The sequence below is a fragment of the Desulfocurvus vexinensis DSM 17965 genome, assembly GCF_000519125.1.
GTDB lineage: Bacteria > Desulfobacterota > Desulfovibrionia > Desulfovibrionales > Desulfovibrionaceae > Desulfocurvus > Desulfocurvus vexinensis.
In genome coordinates this window covers 73,713-90,448 of sequence record NZ_JAEX01000011.1, presented here as the reverse complement: position 1 = coordinate 90,448, position 16,736 = coordinate 73,713, and the positions used below count along the sequence as shown (strand labels likewise).

Genomic DNA, 16,736 nt, shown 5'->3' with positions numbered 1-16,736 from the left:
TGAACGAAAAGCAAGGTTCGCTAAACAAGGAGTGTGCCAAGTGGCGTCTGGGAGAGAACAGGCAATGATGACAGCGAGTTGACGTCGTATCCTGCGGGCCGTGCAACGGGGCGGCCCCGCCGTGTCCGGGAAAACGGACGCCCGGGCTGCGCGGCTGCCGCCCGCAGGACCACCCGCAGGCTGGCGCCCCCCCGTCGCGTCCCACGCACCTGCGCGCCCATGACGGGAGGTTTCCTGATCGTGATACTAGCAGAGTACGGACAGATGGCAACCCCGGGCCCGTTTTTGGGCGGCCCGGGTGTCCGGAAAACAGGACAGCCCTGGCGGCGGCGCGAAAAAAACGGGGCGGCGCCAGGCGCCGCCCCGCGTGGGGACTGGTTCGGGGCTTGCGCCCCCGGGTGCGGGGCTACTTGCCCGCGCGCCCGTCGTCGCAGGCCTCGCCCGCCTTGTGGGCGTGCTCGGCCACGGTGGCCGCGTCGCAGCCCTCGCCCTTGCCCTTGGGGGCCTGGGCGGCCTTGCCCGCCTCGCCCACGGTGATGGGCGCGGCCTCGGCCATGTTGCGCAGCATCTCGTAGCGCACGAGGTAGTCGGCCTCGATGCGCGCGCGCAGCTTCTTGGACTCCTCGGGGAAGGTCCGCTCCAGCTGGCCGTAGCGGTTCTCGCCGGAGAGGAACTCCTGGAGCGAGCCGTCGGGAGCCTTGGACTCAAGCACGAACGGATTCTTGCCCTCGTCGGCCAGCTGCGGGTTGAAGCGGTACAGCGGCCAGTAGCCGGACTTCACGGCCAGCTCCTGCTCGTACTGGGTCTTGCCCATGCCCTTGCGGATGCCCTGGTTGATGCACGGCGCGTAGGCGATGATCAGCGAGGGGCCGGGGTAGGCCTCGGCCTCGGCCAGGGCCTTCATGAACTGCTGCTTGTTGGCGCCCATGGCCACGGAGGCCACGTAGACGTAGCCGTAGGTCATGGCCATGCGGCCCAGGTCCTTCTTGCCGGTCTTCTTGCCCGAGGCGGCGAACTTGGCGATGGAGCCCACCGGGGTGGCCTTGGAGGACTGGCCGCCGGTGTTGGAGTACACCTCGGTGTCCATGACCAGCACGTTGATGTCCTCGCCGGAGGCCAGGACGTGGTCCAGGCCGCCGTAGCCGATGTCGTAGGCCCAGCCGTCGCCGCCGAAGATCCACACGGACTTCTTGGTGAACAGGTCGTCCATGCCCGCGATCTCGCGCAGGGACTCGGGGCCGTGGCAGGTGCAGACCAGGTCGCGGACCTGGTCGCCGTATTCGCGGGACTTCTCGGCGTCGTCCTTGTGCTCCAGCCAGCCGCGCATGGCGGTGGCCAGCTCCTCGGGCAGCTCGCTTTCCAGGGCCTTGGTCACCAGCTGGGCCAGCTTGGCCCGGCGCTGCTTCACGGCCATGCCCATGCCGAAGCCGAACTCGGCGGCGTCCTCGAACAGGCTGTTGCCCCAGGTCGGGCCGTAGCCGTCGCGGTTGACGCAGTACGGCGTGGTCGGCGCGCTGGCGCCCCAGATGGAGGAGCAGCCCGTGGCGTTGGCCACGATCATCCGCTCGCCGAAGAGCTGGGTGATGACCTTGACGTAGGGCGTCTCGCCGCAGCCCGCGCAGGCGCCGGAGAACTCCATCAGCGGGGTGAAGAGCTGGCTGCCCTTGACGGTGTCGCGCTTGAACAGACCTTCCTTGGGCGCGATATGGGCCTCGGCGAAGGCCAGGTTGGGCACCTGCTCGGGGGTCTGGGTGTCGATGGGCCGCATGACCAGGGCCTTCTCCTTGGACGGGCAGATGTCGGCGCAGTTGCCGCAGCCCAGACAGTCCTCGGCGTAGACCTGCATGCGGAAGTGCATGCCCTTGACCTCTTTGCCCTTGGCTTCCAGGGTCGTGAAGGAAGCCGGAGCGCCTTCGAGCTCATCCGCAGTGGCCAGCACGGGGCGGATGGCCGCGTGGGGGCAGACGAAGGAGCACTGGTTGCACTGGATGCAGTTGTCGGCGATCCACTCGGGCACGTTGATGGCCACGCCGCGCTTCTCGAACTGCGAGGTGGCCACGGGGAACAGGCCGTCGGGCTCGAAGGCCGACACGGGCAGGCTGTCGCCCTTCTGGGCCAGGATGGGCCGGACCACGTCGCGGATGAAGTCGGGGTCGGCGCCCTGGGCGGCGGCGGCGTCACCGGCCTGGGCCCAGGCGGCGGGCACGGCGATCTCGTTGAGCGCGCCCACGGCGGCGTCCACGGCGGCGTGGTTCATGTTGACGATCTTGTCGCCCTTGTTGCCGTAGGTCTTCTTGATGGCGTCCTTGAGCAGGGACACGGCCTTCTCGAAGGGCAGCACGCCGGCCAGCTTGAAGAAGGCGGTCTGCATGACCATGTTGATGCGCCCGCCCAGGCCGGCCTCGGCGGCGATCTTCACGGCGTCCACGGTGTAGAACTTGAGGTTCTTGCGGGCGATGTCGCGGCGCAGGGCGGCGGGCAGCTTCTCGTCCATCTCCTGCACCGTCCAGGGGCAGTTGAGCACGAAGGTGCCGCCGTCCTTGATGTTGGCCAGCAGGTCGTACTGGTTCACGTAGGCCGGGTTGTGGCAGGCCACATAGTCGGCGGTGGTCACCAGGTAGGTGGACTGGATGGGCTTCTCGCCGAAGCGCAGGTGCGACACGGTGATGCCGCCGGACTTCTTGGAGTCGTAGGCGAAGTAGCCCTGGGCGTAGAGGTCGGTGTTGTCACCGATGATCTTGATGGCGCTCTTGTTGGCGCCCACGGTGCCATCGGAGCCCAGGCCCCAGAACTGGCACTGCACGGTGCCCGCCGGGGTGGTGTCGATGACCTCTTCCACGTCCAGGGATCTGTAGGTCACGTCGTCCACGATGCCCACGGTGAAGTGGTTCTTGGGCTGGGTGGCCAGCATGTTGTCGAACACGGCCTTGGCCATGGCCGGGGTGAACTCCTTGGAGCCCAGGCCGTAACGGCCCGCGACGATGGTCGGGGCGCTGCCGTGCTGCATGAAGGCGGTGCACACGTCCTGGTAGAGCGGGTCGCCCAGGGCGCCGGGCTCCTTGGTGCGGTCCAGGATGGTCACGCTGCCGCAGGTGGCGGGCAGGGCGCCCAGGAAGGCCTCGGTGACGAAGGGGCGGAACAGGCGGACCTTGAGCAGGCCCACGCGCTGGCCCTTGGCGTTCAGGTAGTTGACCACCTCTTCCAGGGTCTCGCAGCCCGAGCCCATGGCGATGACCACGCGCTCGGCCTCGGGATGGCCCACGTAGTCGAACAGGCGGTACTTGCGCCCGGTGATGGAGGCCACCTTCTTCATGTTGGCGGCGACGATGCCCGGCAGCTCGTTGTAGTAGGAGTTGGCGGCTTCGCGGCCCTGGAAGTAGATGTCGGGGTTCTGGGCGGTGCCGCGGATCTCGGGGTGCTCGGGGTTCACGCCCCGGGCGCGGAAGTCCTCGATGGCCTGCCAGTTGACGATCTTTTTGATGTCCTCGTAGTCGATGACCTCGATCTTCTGGATCTCGTGGGAGGTGCGGAAGCCGTCGAAGAAATGCAGGAAGGGCACGCTGGAGTCGATGGCCGACAGGTGGGCCACCAGGGCCATGTCCATGGCCTCCTGCACCGAGCCCGAGGCCAGCATGGCGAAGCCGGTCTGGCGGCAGGCCATGACGTCCTGGTGGTCGCCGAAGATGGACAGGGCGTGGGCGGCCACGGCGCGGGCGGTGACGTGGAACACGCCGGGCAGCAGCTCGCCGGAGATCTTGTACATGTTGGGAATCATCAGGAGCAGGCCCTGGGAGGCGGTGAACGTGCTGGTCAGCGCGCCACCGGCGAGCATGCCGTGCACCGCGCCCGCCGCGCCCGCCTCGGACTGCATCTGCTTCACGTCGCAGGTCTGCCCGAACAGATTCAGGCGGCCCTGGGCGGCCCAGTCGTCGGCCAGCTCGCCCATGGGCGTGGACGGAGTGATGGGGTAGATGGCGGCGCAGTCGGACAGCGCATAGGCGATATGCGCGGCCGCGGTGTTGCCGTCCATCGTCTTCATGTTTTTCGACATAGGTACCTCTCCTTTATGATTGGAAACACAGAGGACGTCAGGTGCGTGTCTGCCCCGGCCCGCGCGGGCCCGGCTCGTGGCGCCCGCAAACAAGAACCGTGCCAGCCTTCGGCGAGCGTGTGGTAGTACGAACGGGGACTGTTTGTCCACTCAAACAACGCTCGCCGCCCCCGCCCAGGGACCCCGTCGTCCGAAAAAACGGACACCTCGGGCCCATATCCATCTTCTGACCGAGAACAAGGAGCATATCAAGTCAATAATCGGTGAATGGCGGCTTTGGCTCGGCGACCGTCGCGGCCCCTGCGGTACGCGCCCGGGGCGGGGCGCCTCGGCGCCTGTGGCGCTCCCCGCCAAAGAAGCCCTTGGCCCGCGCGGGCCCGGAGCGGCCAGGTTCTGTCCGTCTCCGGCCAGGGCCGTGGTCCGTCCACCCACCCGGGCGCGGACGGGGCGCTCCCGGGCGGCTGCCCCCGCCCCGGCACGGGCGGGGCGCCCTACTCCGGGGCCTGGCCGATGCCGTTCTTCTTGAGCAGGGCGTAGAAATGCGAACGCGACAGGCCCGAGTCGCGCAGGATGGCCTTGATGTTCGTGCCGTGCATGGCCAGCAGGTATTCCAGGTAGCGCCGCTCCATCTCGTTCTTGAACTCCTTGAGCGCGGGCGTGCGGCGGGCGAAGAAGGCGTCCATGGCCCCGGCGACGGCGTCGCAGGCGCCCTGGGGCCCGGCCTGCGGGGCCTCGGGCGCCGGGGCGGCCTGGGGGTCCCCGGAAACCGACGCGGCCTGCGGGGCCGGGGCGGGCCCGGCGGCCCCGGGCCGGGGCTCCGGCTGGCGCTCCGCAGGGCGGCCCAGGGAGGCCTTGGTGACCTGGATGCGGATCTCCTGGGGCAGGTGCATGGCGTACAGGGTGCGCTCCTCCCCGGCGGCCACGCAGGCGCGCTCCAGCACGTTGAACAGCTCGCGCACGTTGCCCGGCCAGCGGTAGGCCGCCAGGACCTCGAAAAAGTCCGACCCGAAGCCCTTGAGGGGCATGCCGTACTGCTCGCACAGGCGGCTGACGTGGAACATGGCCAGGGGCTTGAGGTCGGCCTTGCGCGTGCGCAGCGGCGGCAGGTGGACGCTGATGGTCTTGAGCCGGAAGAGCAGGTCCTCGCGGAAGGTCCCGGCCTGGACCATGGCCTCGAGGTTGCGGTTGGTGGCGGCCACGATGCGGAAATCGCTCTCCACCTCGCGCGTTTCGCCCACGGGGCGGAAGCGCTTTTCCTGGAGCACGCGCAGGAAGGATTTCTGCAGCGCCAGGGGCATCTCGCCCACCTCGTCCAGGAAGAGCGTCCCGCCGTCGGCCAGCTTGACCAGCCCGATGCGGTCCTCGTTGGCCCCGGTGAAGGCGCCCTTGCGGTGGCCGAACAGGGTGGACTCGACCAGGGTCTCGGTGAGCGAGGCGCAGTCCACCACCACGAAACGGCCCTCGCAGCGGGCGCTGTTCTCGTGGATGGTGCGCGCGGCCAGCTCCTTGCCCGTGCCCGTCTCGCCGGTGATCAGCGCGCCGGAGTGGCTGCGCGCGGCCTGGGCGATGAAGTCGAAGACCTGCTGCATGGCCGGTCCGCGCCCGACCATATGCTCCAGGTTCAGGGCCACCACGGGCGCTGCCCCGCGCTTTTCCTGGCGGTACTTCAGCGCCCGCTGCACCGAGAGCATGGTCTGCTTGATGGGCGAGGGCTTGACCAGATAGTCCCAGACCCCGCGCTGGATGGCCAGCTCGGCGCCGTCGGGGTCGCCCTGCCCGGTGAGGATGATGACCTCGGGCGCGCCCGGGGCGGCCTTGATTTCGGGCAGGCGTTCCAGGCCGTTGCCGTCGGGCAGGCGCACGTCGAGGAACACCAGGTCGAACCCGCCGCGCTGCAGGGCGGCCAGGCCCTCGGCCAGGGTGCCCGCCGCCTCGCAGGCCAGCATCATCCGCGAAATCAGGCTGCACATGGTGCCGCGCACTTCCGGGTCGTCGTCGATGACCAGGACGCGGCTGCCCATGAGATTGTCGGCGCTAGTCGTCATCGGTCTGCAACACCTCGCGCAGGGCTTCGGAAAGGGTGTTCCTGTCGTAGGGCTTGAGCAGGATGCGCGCCACGTTGGACAGGCCCGCGGCCAGGGCCACGGCGCGCTCGCGCCCCGAGACCATGAGCACCGGCACGTCCGGCATGCGCCGCTCCAGCTCCCGGGCCAGCTCCACGCCGGAGAGCCCGGGCATGTCAAAGTCCGTGATCACCGCGTCGAAGCCCTCGGGGTCGCCGTCCACGGCCTCCAGGGCCTCGCGGGCGTCGCGGGCCGGGGTCACGGTGTAGCCCAGCGATTCCAGCACCCGGGGGATGGTCTGAAACTGGTCCTCGTCGTCCTCCACGAAGAGCAGGTGCCCGCTGCCCGTGTGCGTGCCCGCCGGAAGCTGGGCCCGGGGCAGCCCGTCGGTGTCGGTGACCGGGATGTGCACGGTGAACGCCGTGCGCTCGCGCGGGGCGCTCTCCACCTCGATGGAGCCCCGGTGGCCCTTGATGATGCCCATGACCACCGCCAGCCCCAGGCCCGTGCCCTCGGCCTTGCCCTTGGTGGTGAAGAACGGGTCGAAGATCTTGTCCACGATGGCCGGGGAGACCCCGGGGCCGTTGTCCAGCACCTGGAGCCGAAGGTAGCACCCCGGGGCCACGTTGCGCAATTCCGCCGCCGAGGGGTCCAGCTCGGCCACATCCAGGCGGACCTCCATGCGCCCGCCCGTCTCGCGCAGGGCGTGGAAGGCGTTGGTGGTCAGGTTCATCACGATCTGGTTGATCTGCGCCGGGTCGGCCATTACCGGCGGCAGGTCCTCGCGCACGTGGGAGACGATCTCGATATTGCGCGGCAGCGAGGCCTTGAGCAGGCCCAGGGCGTCGCGCAGCACCTCCTGGATGGCCGTGGGCTGGAAGCCCTCCTGCGAGGGCCGCGAAAACGTCAGGATCTGCTTGACCAGCCCGCTGCCGCGCCGCGCCGCGCGCAGGCAGCGCTCCAGGTCCTGCCCGGCGGCGGACTCGGGGTCGATGTCCATGAGCGCCAGCTCGGTGGAGTTGATGATCGAGGTCAGGATGTTGTTGAAGTCGTGGGCGATGCCTCCGGCCAGGGTGCCGATGGCCTCCATCTTCTGCGATTGCAGCAGCTGGCGCTCCAGGTTGGCCTCGCGGGTCACGTCCTCGGCGGTGGACAGGGTGCCGACCACGGCCCCGCGCTTGTCGCGCAGGGGCACCTTGCGGATTTCCAGCACCCGGGCCTCGCCCCGGGCGTTGTGGACCTGCTTGCGCGCCCGGCGCATGGGCCGTTCGGTGCGGATCACGTCGCGGTCGCGCTCGGTGGCCCAGGCCGCGAACTCGCGCGGGGGCAGCAGCACCTCGTCGGTGCGCCCGCGCACCCCGGGGACCTCGTCGATGCCGAAAAATTCGCTGAAGTAGCGGTTGGCGCCCAGGTAGCGCTGCTGGCGGTCCTTCCAGCACACCAGCTGGGGGATGGTGTCCATGAGGATTTCCTGGAAGGAGAGCTGGTCGTGCATGGTGCGCTCGGCCTCGCGGCGGCGCATGATGTTCATGGCCAGCAGCACCGAGATGCCGAGCAGCAGGGCGAAGCTGACCATGAGGGTCCAGAAGACCTCCTTGTCCAGCTCGTAGAAGGCCTGGGGCTCGTTGATGATCACGCTGTCGCCGGGCAGCTCCTCGTACGGGATATCCTGGCGCCTGAGCTCGTTGTAATCGAAGCCGTAATGCGTCTCGGCGTCGTAGATCACCGGCAGGTCGGCCATGGGCACGCCCGAGAGCAGCTTGAGGGCCATGCCCGCCGCGCGGCGCCCGTGCTCGCGCCCCGAGATGAGCTTGCCGCCCACGATGCCGTGGCCCAGCAGGAACTCCCAGCTCGAATACATGGGCGCGTCGGTGTGGGCGCGCACGATGCCCAGCACCTCCTGGGCCGAGGCGAAGCGCCCGCCCACGCTCTGGTAGAAGGGGATGAAATAGTAGAACGTGTCCGCCGGGGTTTCGCGCACCCGGGCGCGGATCTCCTCCAGGCTGAACTGGGTCCAGGCCTCGAACTCCAGCCGCCCGCCGAAGGTCGCCGCGCCGTCGCGCACCTGGTTCAGGATGGCCAGGCCCGTGCCCGACAGGTCGCCGATGGTCACCACCCGGCGGCGCCCGGGGTGCAGGCGCAGGGCCAGGGCCAGGGTCTGGGCCACATCGTAGTTCTCCACCACGCCGGTGATGGCCCGCCCCGCGATGCGCTCGGGCCGGAAGTCGTTGACCCCGCAGAAGACCACCGGCACGCCCGGGAAGAGGTGGTCGCCGTAGTCGAGGATGAAGTCGTAGGCGTTGTTGTCCGACACCAGCACCAGGTCGAAATGCGTGTCGCGGAACTTGCGGGCGTAGAGGTCCACCAGCAGCGGGCGCACGTGGTCCAGCTCGTATTTCTTGAAGTCCTGGTATTCCACCTGGACCTCGATGTCCGGGTGGTTGTCCAGCACGCTGCGGATGCCGCGCAGGATATCGTCGGACCAGGCATAGCCCTGGTGGTAGGAGTTCAGGTACAGCACCCGGGCGCGCAGCGTGCTGGACACCGTGGGCGGCGCCGGGCTCACCGTGTCGGGCGGCAGGTCCGGCGCCAGGGACAGGGCCTCCAGGGGCCGGACCCCGCCCCTGTCCGGAAAAACGGACAACAGCCCGGCGCAGGCCACGGCTACGGCCAGGGCCAGGGCCAGCCTCCGGGCGCGGCCCGAAGCGGGAGGGAACAAGGGTTTCATTCCAGGGGTTCTCCTGCCTGCGCGAGGCGTCCAGGCCCGCGCGGGCACGCCCGGGCTACAAGAAATGTTCCATCCGGCGCGGGGGCGCCGCCTCAGCGCGGGCGCCCGTGCGGGATGCGGCCTGGCGCCCCGCCGCGCGGGGCGGGCCGGGGGCGCCCTGATGCATGGTCCCGGCGTCCGGGCGCCTGCGCCAGCGCGGGGTTTCGCGCTCCATGATACGGCCCCGGGCCGCTTTTGCAAAGCGCGGGCGCGCGCGCCCTACTCCCGGCGCCCGTGGGGGAAGTGGCGCCCTTGGGGAGACCTATTCCGAGCAATTTCCAGCTTCCCGGCGCCCGTGGGTGAAGTCCGCCGCGTAGAGCCGCGAGGGTGCCCCGGGCCGGTCCTGCCCGGGCAGCACGAGAAAGACCACCTGCCCGCTCCAGCCCCGCCGGGCCACCTCGTCGGCCAGGCCGTCCACGGTGGTGCGCGCCACGGCGCCGTCCGGCCAGCCCACGCGGTGGCCGGCCACCACCGGCGTGCCGGGGTCCAGCCCCCCGGCCAGCAGCCCGGAGCGCACCTCCCCGGCCAGGGCCGCCGAAAGGTAGACCGCCATGGAGCAGCCCCGGGCCGCGAAGGCTGCCAGGGCCTCGGCCTCGGGCACCGCCGTGCGCCCGGGCGCGCGGGTGATGACCAGCGACTGCGTGCCCTGCGGCACCGTGAACCCCACCCCGGCCATGGCCGCTGCGGCAAAGGCCGCCGTGACCCCGGGCACGATGGCCCAGGCCACGCCCTCGGCGTCCAGCAGCGCCGCCTGCTCGGCCACCGCGCCATACAGCGAGGGATCGCCCGTGTGCACCCGCGCGGCCAGCCCCCCGGCGCGCACCGCCTCCATGAGCAGGGCGTGGGTCTGCTCCAGGGTCAGCGGCGCCGAGTCCACCACCCGCGCCCCGGGCCGCGCCCAGGCCACCACCTGCGGCGGCACCAGCGAGCCCGCGTAGAGCACCAGGTCCGCCCGGGCGATGAGATCCCGGCCCTTGACGGTGATCAGGTCCGGGTCGCCCGGCCCTGCGCCGATGAAATACACCTGTGCCATGTCTGGTCCTCCCGGGGCGCGGCCCCGGGCGATCATGCCGCCCGGCCCGGGCTTTGTCCATGCCCCCGGCAACGGCCAGCGCGGCCTAAGGAGACGGGACGGGCGGCGATGGCTCCCGGAAGGCGTGCAACGCCTGCGGCGGACCTCGGCGAGGCGGCGTGTCCTGGCCCCGGCAGGGACACGTCCCGGGGCGCGCCGGTGGCCAGGCAACGGCCTGCCCGACTGCATGGATGCTCCCCGGCCGGGAGCTTATTCCCTCGCCACGGCATGCGGCGGGCATGACCGGGGCAGCCCCCCATGATGCCAGGTCCAGGCGCTGCCGACCCGGCCTGGCGCACCGCAGGGCACGACGAGACCGCCCGGAAAGGGCATTGCCATTTCACACCACGCGCACAGACAAGAGGCTGCCCCGGGCCCTGGCCGAAGCCGACGCCGCCATTTCACGCCACGCGCGCAGACAAGAGAGACACCCCGCCGCTGTTGACATTGATTTTCATTTTCAATAATCTTTGTGTGTGGCCAGGCCGCCGTGTTCCCGCTCCGTATTGCTCCCTGACCGGAAACAACGGCCCGTGTTCCCATCCGGTAACGCTCCCCGGCCAGGCACGGCCCGCCCATGTTCCGATCCGGGATCATTGCCCGGCCGGACACGGCGGCCCGCCCACGCCACCCCGGCGCGACAGACAAAAATGTCAGGCCGAAAGCCGGGGCGGCACACGGAATTGTCATACAAAGCGGCGCGCCAAAGGACATTTCCGTCGCAGGGCGCCGTGCGACGGCCAAGCGCCGCCACAACCCGGGCCGCCAGGCGGCCACGCGGAGAACGACCATGACCGTATCCCAGTCCAGCATCACGTCCGTGGCCGCCCGGGGCAGTTTCCTGCGCCAGGGGCTCAAGGGTCTGTGCAGCCTGGAGAAAAAAGCGATGCCTGCCGCCGACGGCCCGGCCAGCGCCAACTCCGCCCCCCAGGCAGCCCCGGGCCGCAATCATGATTGCGCCAGTTGACAGGGGCACGGTCCGCCACTATTTGAGTGCTCAACCAATGTCGGGCGACTTGTCCGGCATGGTCATTGCTAGAGCATGAGCAAGGCCGCACCCGCACGGGAGACGCGGCGAGGAGAATACCATGACCATCGAACTCAAGAAGGACCGCAACCACCTCGTCTGTTCCTGGGAGGAGCCCAAGCGGGCCATGTTCCAGGGCCGCGAAGTCGTCATCAAGCGGCTGCTCATGCGCCGCCTGCGCCTGACCTCCAGCGGCGACATCCGCCGCTCCGAGCTCTCCAAGCTCGGCTCGCCCCGCCGCGAGAAGGCCGTGCGCCGCGAGCTGGAGCGCATGCGCCGCGAGGGTGCCATCGACGCCTAGCCAGGCACCCCGTCCGGCCTTGCGGACCCTTGCGTCCTGTTTTCCAGACACCTCCCTTCCACACACGCGCGGCGGGCCCCAGGCCCGCCGCACCCGTTCCGGGCCCCGGCTCCGCGCCGCAGTCCCGCCCCGCTCCGCCCCCGCGCCGCCCGGCTCAGGCGCGAATCCACAAGGCCGCGCCGTCCAGCTCGCGCATCAGGGCCTGGGTGGACGAGCCCATGAACACCCGGCGCAGCAGCCCCCGGCCCCGGCCCGTGCGGCCCGTGGCCACCACCGCGTAGCGCTCGCGCTCGGCCTCGGCCAGGATGGCCCGCGCCGGGGCCGCGCCCTTGACCGCCTGCGTGCGCACCCGCTCCGGGTCCACGCCGTTCTCGGCCAGGATCTCCATGGCCCCGGCGAACAGCGCCTCGGGGTCCGCAGGCCCCAGCGGCCCCTGGCCGAGCACGGTGAACAGCGTCACCGCGTGCTGCGGCTCGTCGCGCAGCATGAAGCCCACATGGTCGGCCATGCGCAGCGACGCATCGGACCCGTCCAGGCACAGCAGCACCCCCTGGCGGCCCTTTTCGAAACGGCGGCAGACCCACAGCGGCGCCACGAAGGCCCGTTCCAGGATGTCGCGGGTCACGCTCTGGTCCACCAGGGCCTCCAGGCCCTGCTGCCCGCGCCGCCCCAGCACAACCGCATCGTACAGCCCCCGCTCGCACTCGCGCAGGATGTCCTGGGACGTGGACACCTCGCGCAGCATGAGCTTGGCGTCCACCATGTCCTCGCCATAGCCCGCCTCGCGCAGCATGGCCATGGCGCCGTCCAGGGCGGCGCGGCCCTGCTCGCGGTTCTTCTTCGCGCGGCGGTCGTACTCGTCCAGGGTCTCGTAGTTGCGCTCATGGTCCCAGACCGCCGGGGGCCGGGGCGCGGTGTAGAACAGCGTGAGCGCCGTCTGCCCCTTGTCGCGCAGGAAATCGCAGATGAAACGCACCCCGTGCATGGCCGCCGCGTCGCAGGAAACCGTCACCAGCAGATGCCGCCGCATACGTTCCTCCCGTGGCCGAGGTTGGCCGGGCCGGATGCCCGGCTGGCTCGACCATAGCACCCGGCGCCCCGGAACGCGACAGAAAAGTGCATGATGCCGGGCCGTTGCTTGCGACTCCCCCCGCGTCGGCACGCCCCTGGACGCCGAAATTGCCCCGCGCGCCCGGCCCCGCGCGGGACCGCCACCCCCGTGGCCGCAGCATTTGCCAAAAGCCATCATATATTATAGACGAGTTGGCCGGGCCACCGCTGCGCAGCGGAGCGCCCGGACGCATCCGCCCGCCCCCGCCCCGGCGCGGGGCGCGGCGCCACGGAGGGACCCCATGTCCGCATACATCGTCTACCAGGACCAGCTCCCCGGGCTGTTCCGGCTGTGGGCCAAGATCTACAAAGTCCATGTGCCGGTGCAGACCGCGCCCGGGTTCTACGACTTCGCCCCCTGGGAGCCCGGCGGCGAGGTCGCCTGGGACTACGACCTGACCGTCAACCCCCTCAAGCGCTTCCTGCTGCCCCCGCGCGAGGACCTGGTGGTCTTCGACGCCAGGGACTACACGGCCAAGGGCGTATTCGAGGCGCCCCAGCAGCTGCTGTTCGGGGTCCACCCCTACGACCTGCGGGCCGTGGCCCAGCTCGACCAGCTCATGGAGCACGGCAGCCCGGACAAGAACTACCGCCGCCGCCGCGACAACACCGTGATCTTCGCCATGGAGCCCCTGCGCATCGCGCCCGACGCCTTCTGGTCCACCATGGGCGCGGGCCGGGCCGACATCGGCTTCGACCTCTACTGGACCAAGATCGGCCCGGCCACGTTTTTCGTGGAGGTGGGCACCGCGCGCGGCGAGGAGCTGCTGCTGGCCGGGGGCGAGGTGGAGCGCGCCAGCGCCGCCCACCACGAGGCCGCCCGGCGCACCCGCGAGGCCACCCGCCGCCACGCCGACGCCCACGGCCTGAAATTCCCCTGGCAGGAGCTCGCGCGCGTCATGGCCAAGGCCTGGGACGACAGCATCTGGCGCGAGAAGTCCTCCATGTGCCTGGCCTGCGGCTCGTGCAACCTCGTCTGCCCCACCTGCTACTGCTTCGACATCCGCGAGGAGATGGACGAGACCATGACCCGGGGCCGGCGCTGGCGCCAGTGGGACGCCTGCATGCTGCCCTCCTTCGCCCTGGTGGCCGGCGGGCACAACTTCCGGGCCAAGCACCTGGAGCGCTACCGCCACCGCTACTTCCGCAAGGGCAAATACATCTTCGACATGATCGGCGAGCCCGGCTGCGTGGGCTGCGGGCGGTGCATCAAGGCCTGCACCGCGCGCATCGCCAACCCGCTGACCGTGTTCAACAGGCTGTGGGAGGAATACGCATGACCCCGGGCAAGGACTTCACCCCCTACGCGCCGCGCCCGGCCACCCTGGTGCGCAAGGTGCGCCTGTCCGACTTCGTAACCCTGTTCGAGTTCGAGCAGGACAACGGCCGCCCCCTGGCCCACAAGCCCGGGCAGTTCATCCAGGTCTCGGTGTACGGGGTGGGTGAGGCGCCGTTCTCCATCAGCTCGCGGCCCAAGGCGGGCACCAACAGCTTCGAGATCGCCGTGCGCAACATCGGCAGCGTGACCAGCGCCCTGCACGCCCTCCCGGTCGGCGCCAAGGTCGGCATCCGCGGGCCCTTCGGCTCCTACTTCCCGGTGCAGGAGTTCGTCGGCAAGGACACGCTCTTCGTGGCCGGGGGCCTGGGCTACATCCCCCTGCGCAGCCTGCTGCGCTACCAGCTGCGCCACCGCGACGAGTTCGGGCGCATCATGCTGCTCATCGGCACCCGCTCGCCCTCCGAGCGCATCTTCGTGGACGAGATCGAGAAGCTCTCCCAGCGCGACGACATCGAGGTCATGGAAACCGTGGACTGCGTGGGCGACTCGTGCTGGCAGGGCAACGTGGGCGTCATCACCACCCTGCTGCCCAAGGTGCGCCTGGACGTGGAGAACACCTACGTGGCCATGGTCGGCCCGCCGGTGATGTACCGCTTCGTCATCGGCGCCTGCGTGGGCGACCAGTGCATTTCGCCAGAGCGCATCTACGTGTCCCTGGAGCGCAAGATGAAATGCGGGCTTGGCAAGTGCGGCCACTGCCAGATCAACGGCGTCAGCGCCTGCGTCAGCGGCCCCGTGTTCCGCTACACCGACATCGAGCCCCTCAAGGAGGCGCTGTGAGCGCCCCCGGCGATCCCCTGGGAGGAACCATGGCCGACAAGCCGAAAATCGCCTTCTTCGACTTCGCGGGCTGCGAGGGCGACCAGCTCCAGGTGGCCAACCTGGAGGAAAAGCTCCTGGACCTGCTCGAACACGTGGAGCTGGTCAGCTTCCGCGAGGTCATGACCGGCCACGCCGACGACTACGCCATCGCCTTCGTCGAAGGCTCCATCACCCGCCCCGAAGACGAGGCCCGCGTGCGCGACATCCGCGCCCGGGCCAAGATCCTCGTGGCCCTGGGCGCCTGCGCCCACATCGGCGGCGTGAACTGCATGAAGAACTTCATGGACGAGGCCGTGTACCGCGAGCACGTCTACGGCCACAAGGCCCGGGCCTACGCCACGGGCCCGGCCCGCCCGGTGTCCGCCGTGGTGCCTGTGGACGCGGCCATCCCCGGCTGCCCCATCGACGGCCGCGAGTTCTTGCGCGTCACCAAGCAGCTGCTGCTGGGCATGCCCCCGACCCTGCCCGACTACCCCGTGTGCGTGGAATGCAAGATGGCGGGCAACGTCTGCCGCTACGAGCGCGGCGGGCTGTGCCTGGGCATCATCACCCGCGGCGGCTGCGGGGCCTGCTGCGTCACCGAGGGCGCCCAGTGCTGGGGCTGCCGGGGCCTGGCCCCGGGCGCCAACCTCGACGCCGCCCGCTACGTCATGCAGGACCGCGCCGGGTTCTCGCGCATCCAGGTCCAGGACCTGATGCGCATGTACCTCGGCCACACCACGGCCCCCCTCTAATTCCCGGAGCATCGCCATGAGCGCCAAGAAAACCCCCGCCCCCGCCGCGCCCGACGCAACCGCCACGCCCCCGGCGGGCGCGGCCACGGCCTCCGGCAAGGCCCGCCGGATAGAGGTCAAGCACGTCAGCCGCGTGGAAGGCCACGGCAACATCGTGGTGGAGATCGACGCCCAGGGCAAGGTCCGCACCTGCCGCTGGGAGGTGCCCGAGGCCCCGCGCTTCTTCGAGGCCATGATCCTGGGCAAGGATTTCCGCCAGATCCACCAGATCGTCTCGCGCATCTGCGGCATCTGCTCCATCGGCCACCAGCTCACGTCGCTGCAAGCCACCGAGGACGCCCTGGGCGTGCAGGTCTCGGAGCAGACCCTGCGCCTGCGCAAGCTGGCCCTGCACGCCGAAAACCTGCAAAGCCACATCCTGCACGTGGCCTACCTCGTGCTGCCCGACCTGGCGGGCGCGGGCTCCATCATCCCCCTGGCCGCCACCCACCGCCAGGAGCTGACCAACTGCATCGCCCTGCACCGCGCGGCCAACGAGTTCTCGCGCGTCATCTGCGGGCGCACGACCCACCCCCAGCGCCTGGTGCCCGGCGGGTTCACCCGCATCCCGACCCCGGCGGAACTCGCGGCCCTCAAGAAGCAGCTCGAAGACGCCGTACCCCGCCTGCTGGACGCCGTGGCCCTGGTGGCCTCCCTGCGCGAGGCCCTGCCCGACTTCCAGCGGCCCACGGAATACGTGGCCCTGCACTCGCCCACCGAATACGCCATGTACTGGGGCGAGGTGGGCACCAATCTGGAGGAGCAGCCCGTTCCCGCCCTGTACTACCGCGACCTGACCAACGAGTACCTCGTGCCGCACTCCACCGCCAAGTGGACGCGCAACAAGGCCGACTCGCTCATGGTCGGGGCCCTGGCGCGCTTCAACCGCAACCACAAGCGCCTGTCGCCCCTGGGCCGCTCCGTGGCCGGAACCCTGGGCCTCAAGGCCCCCTGCGCCAACCCCTACATGAACAGCCTGGCCCAGCTCGTGGAATGCGCCCACAGCCTGGAAGACTCCATCCGGCTCATCGACGAGCTGCTGGCCCGGGGCCTGCGCGCCGAACCCGCGCCGGACATCGCCCCGCGCGCAGGGCGCGGCGTGGGCGCCATGGAGGTGCCCCGGGGCATCCTCTTCCACTTCTACGAGTACGACTCCAAGGGCCGCATCGTGAACGCCGACTGCGTCATCCCCACCAACCAGAACCACGCCAACATCCAGAAGGACCTCGACGCCCTCGTCCCGGCCATCAAGGACAAGTCCGAGGCCGAAATCGAACTGCTGACCAGCATGCTCGTGCGCGCCTACGACCCCTGCATCTCCTGCTCCACCCACTTCGTGGACCTGCGCGAACCCGAAACCCGCAGCTTCGTGCGCTTCGTGCGCGTGGACTAGCCCGCCGGGGCGCTGCCC

At 70.1% G+C, this 16,736-nt stretch carries 11 protein-coding genes; 6 read left to right on the top strand and 5 right to left on the bottom strand.

Features of this window, described 5'->3' with window-relative positions:
* Nucleotides 1–406: 406 nt before the first annotated feature.
* The 4 genes from nifJ to cobM all read right to left on the bottom strand — a co-directional run bounded on the left by nifJ (nt 407) and on the right by cobM (nt 9,914).
* Complete coding sequence (gene nifJ / locus G495_RS0109415) at nt 407–4,051, bottom strand: pyruvate:ferredoxin (flavodoxin) oxidoreductase (RefSeq protein WP_028587608.1); 3,645 nt, start codon at nt 4,049–4,051, stop codon at nt 407–409.
* A gap of 491 nt (nt 4,052–4,542) precedes the next feature.
* The gene (locus G495_RS0109410) at nt 4,543–6,096 is read right to left on the bottom strand and encodes a sigma-54-dependent transcriptional regulator (protein ID WP_245588403.1); all 1,554 of its coding nucleotides are present in this window, start codon (nt 6,094–6,096) and stop codon (nt 4,543–4,545) included.
* On the bottom strand, nt 6,086–8,842 hold the full coding sequence (locus tag G495_RS0109405) for a hybrid sensor histidine kinase/response regulator (RefSeq protein ID WP_084458093.1): 2,757 nt from the start codon (nt 8,840–8,842) through the stop codon (nt 6,086–6,088). The genes G495_RS0109410 and G495_RS0109405 overlap by 11 nt, the downstream gene beginning before the upstream one ends.
* Nucleotides 8,843–9,143: 301 nt before the next feature.
* The gene (gene cobM, locus G495_RS0109400; RefSeq protein ID WP_028587605.1) at nt 9,144–9,914 is read right to left on the bottom strand and encodes a precorrin-4 C(11)-methyltransferase; all 771 of its coding nucleotides are present in this window, start codon (nt 9,912–9,914) and stop codon (nt 9,144–9,146) included.
* 829 nt (nt 9,915–10,743) lie between these two features.
* Here cobM and G495_RS21715 point away from each other — a divergent pair.
* Nucleotides 10,744–10,920, top strand: a complete 177-nt coding sequence (locus G495_RS21715; RefSeq protein ID WP_156939657.1) for a hypothetical protein — start codon at nt 10,744–10,746, stop codon at nt 10,918–10,920.
* A 121-nt stretch (nt 10,921–11,041) separates the two neighbouring features.
* A complete protein-coding gene (locus G495_RS0109390) occupies nt 11,042–11,281 on the top strand; it encodes a hypothetical protein (protein ID WP_028587604.1) in 240 nt (79 codons plus the stop codon).
* 154 nt (nt 11,282–11,435) lie between these two features.
* Here G495_RS0109390 and G495_RS0109385 read toward each other — a convergent pair whose 3' ends face one another.
* Nucleotides 11,436–12,311, bottom strand: a complete 876-nt coding sequence (locus G495_RS0109385; RefSeq protein ID WP_028587603.1) for a universal stress protein — start codon at nt 12,309–12,311, stop codon at nt 11,436–11,438.
* Between the two features lie 322 nt (nt 12,312–12,633).
* Here G495_RS0109385 and G495_RS0109380 point away from each other — a divergent pair, with 322 nt between their 5' ends.
* Genes G495_RS0109380 through G495_RS18495 form a run of 4 tightly spaced genes read left to right on the top strand, consistent with a single transcriptional unit; the run spans nt 12,634 to nt 16,718 of the window.
* Complete coding sequence (locus G495_RS0109380; protein ID WP_028587602.1) at nt 12,634–13,671, top strand: 4Fe-4S dicluster domain-containing protein; 1,038 nt, start codon at nt 12,634–12,636, stop codon at nt 13,669–13,671.
* Nucleotides 13,668–14,510, top strand: coding sequence for an FAD/NAD(P)-binding protein (locus G495_RS0109375; RefSeq protein ID WP_035251596.1), 843 nt, complete (start codon nt 13,668–13,670; stop codon nt 14,508–14,510). The genes G495_RS0109380 and G495_RS0109375 overlap by 4 nt, the downstream gene beginning before the upstream one ends.
* A gap of 29 nt (nt 14,511–14,539) precedes the next feature.
* The gene (locus tag G495_RS0109370; RefSeq protein WP_035251610.1) at nt 14,540–15,286 is read left to right on the top strand and encodes an NADH-quinone oxidoreductase subunit B family protein; all 747 of its coding nucleotides are present in this window, start codon (nt 14,540–14,542) and stop codon (nt 15,284–15,286) included.
* 16 nt (nt 15,287–15,302) lie between these two features.
* Nucleotides 15,303–16,718: a Ni/Fe hydrogenase subunit alpha gene (locus G495_RS18495; protein ID WP_084458089.1), complete on the top strand. Its 1,416-nt coding sequence runs from the start codon at nt 15,303–15,305 to the stop codon at nt 16,716–16,718.
* Nucleotides 16,719–16,736 lie beyond the last annotated feature (18 nt).

Coding starts and splice junctions, on each gene's coding strand:
- nifJ (WP_028587608.1), bottom strand. CDS start 4,051: ATGTCGAAAAACATGAAGACGATGGACGGCAACACCGCGGCCGCGCAT.
- G495_RS0109410 (WP_245588403.1), bottom strand. CDS start 6,096: ATGACGACTAGCGCCGACAATCTCATGGGCAGCCGCGTCCTGGTCATC.
- G495_RS0109405 (WP_084458093.1), bottom strand. CDS start 8,842: ATGAAACCCTTGTTCCCTCCCGCTTCGGGCCGCGCCCGGAGGCTGGCC.
- cobM (WP_028587605.1), bottom strand. CDS start 9,914: ATGGCACAGGTGTATTTCATCGGCGCAGGGCCGGGCGACCCGGACCTG.
- G495_RS21715 (WP_156939657.1), top strand. CDS start 10,744: ATGACCGTATCCCAGTCCAGCATCACGTCCGTGGCCGCCCGGGGCAGT.
- G495_RS0109390 (WP_028587604.1), top strand. CDS start 11,042: ATGACCATCGAACTCAAGAAGGACCGCAACCACCTCGTCTGTTCCTGG.
- G495_RS0109385 (WP_028587603.1), bottom strand. CDS start 12,311: ATGCGGCGGCATCTGCTGGTGACGGTTTCCTGCGACGCGGCGGCCATG.
- G495_RS0109380 (WP_028587602.1), top strand. CDS start 12,634: ATGTCCGCATACATCGTCTACCAGGACCAGCTCCCCGGGCTGTTCCGG.
- G495_RS0109375 (WP_035251596.1), top strand. CDS start 13,668: ATGACCCCGGGCAAGGACTTCACCCCCTACGCGCCGCGCCCGGCCACC.
- G495_RS0109370 (WP_035251610.1), top strand. CDS start 14,540: ATGGCCGACAAGCCGAAAATCGCCTTCTTCGACTTCGCGGGCTGCGAG.
- G495_RS18495 (WP_084458089.1), top strand. CDS start 15,303: ATGAGCGCCAAGAAAACCCCCGCCCCCGCCGCGCCCGACGCAACCGCC.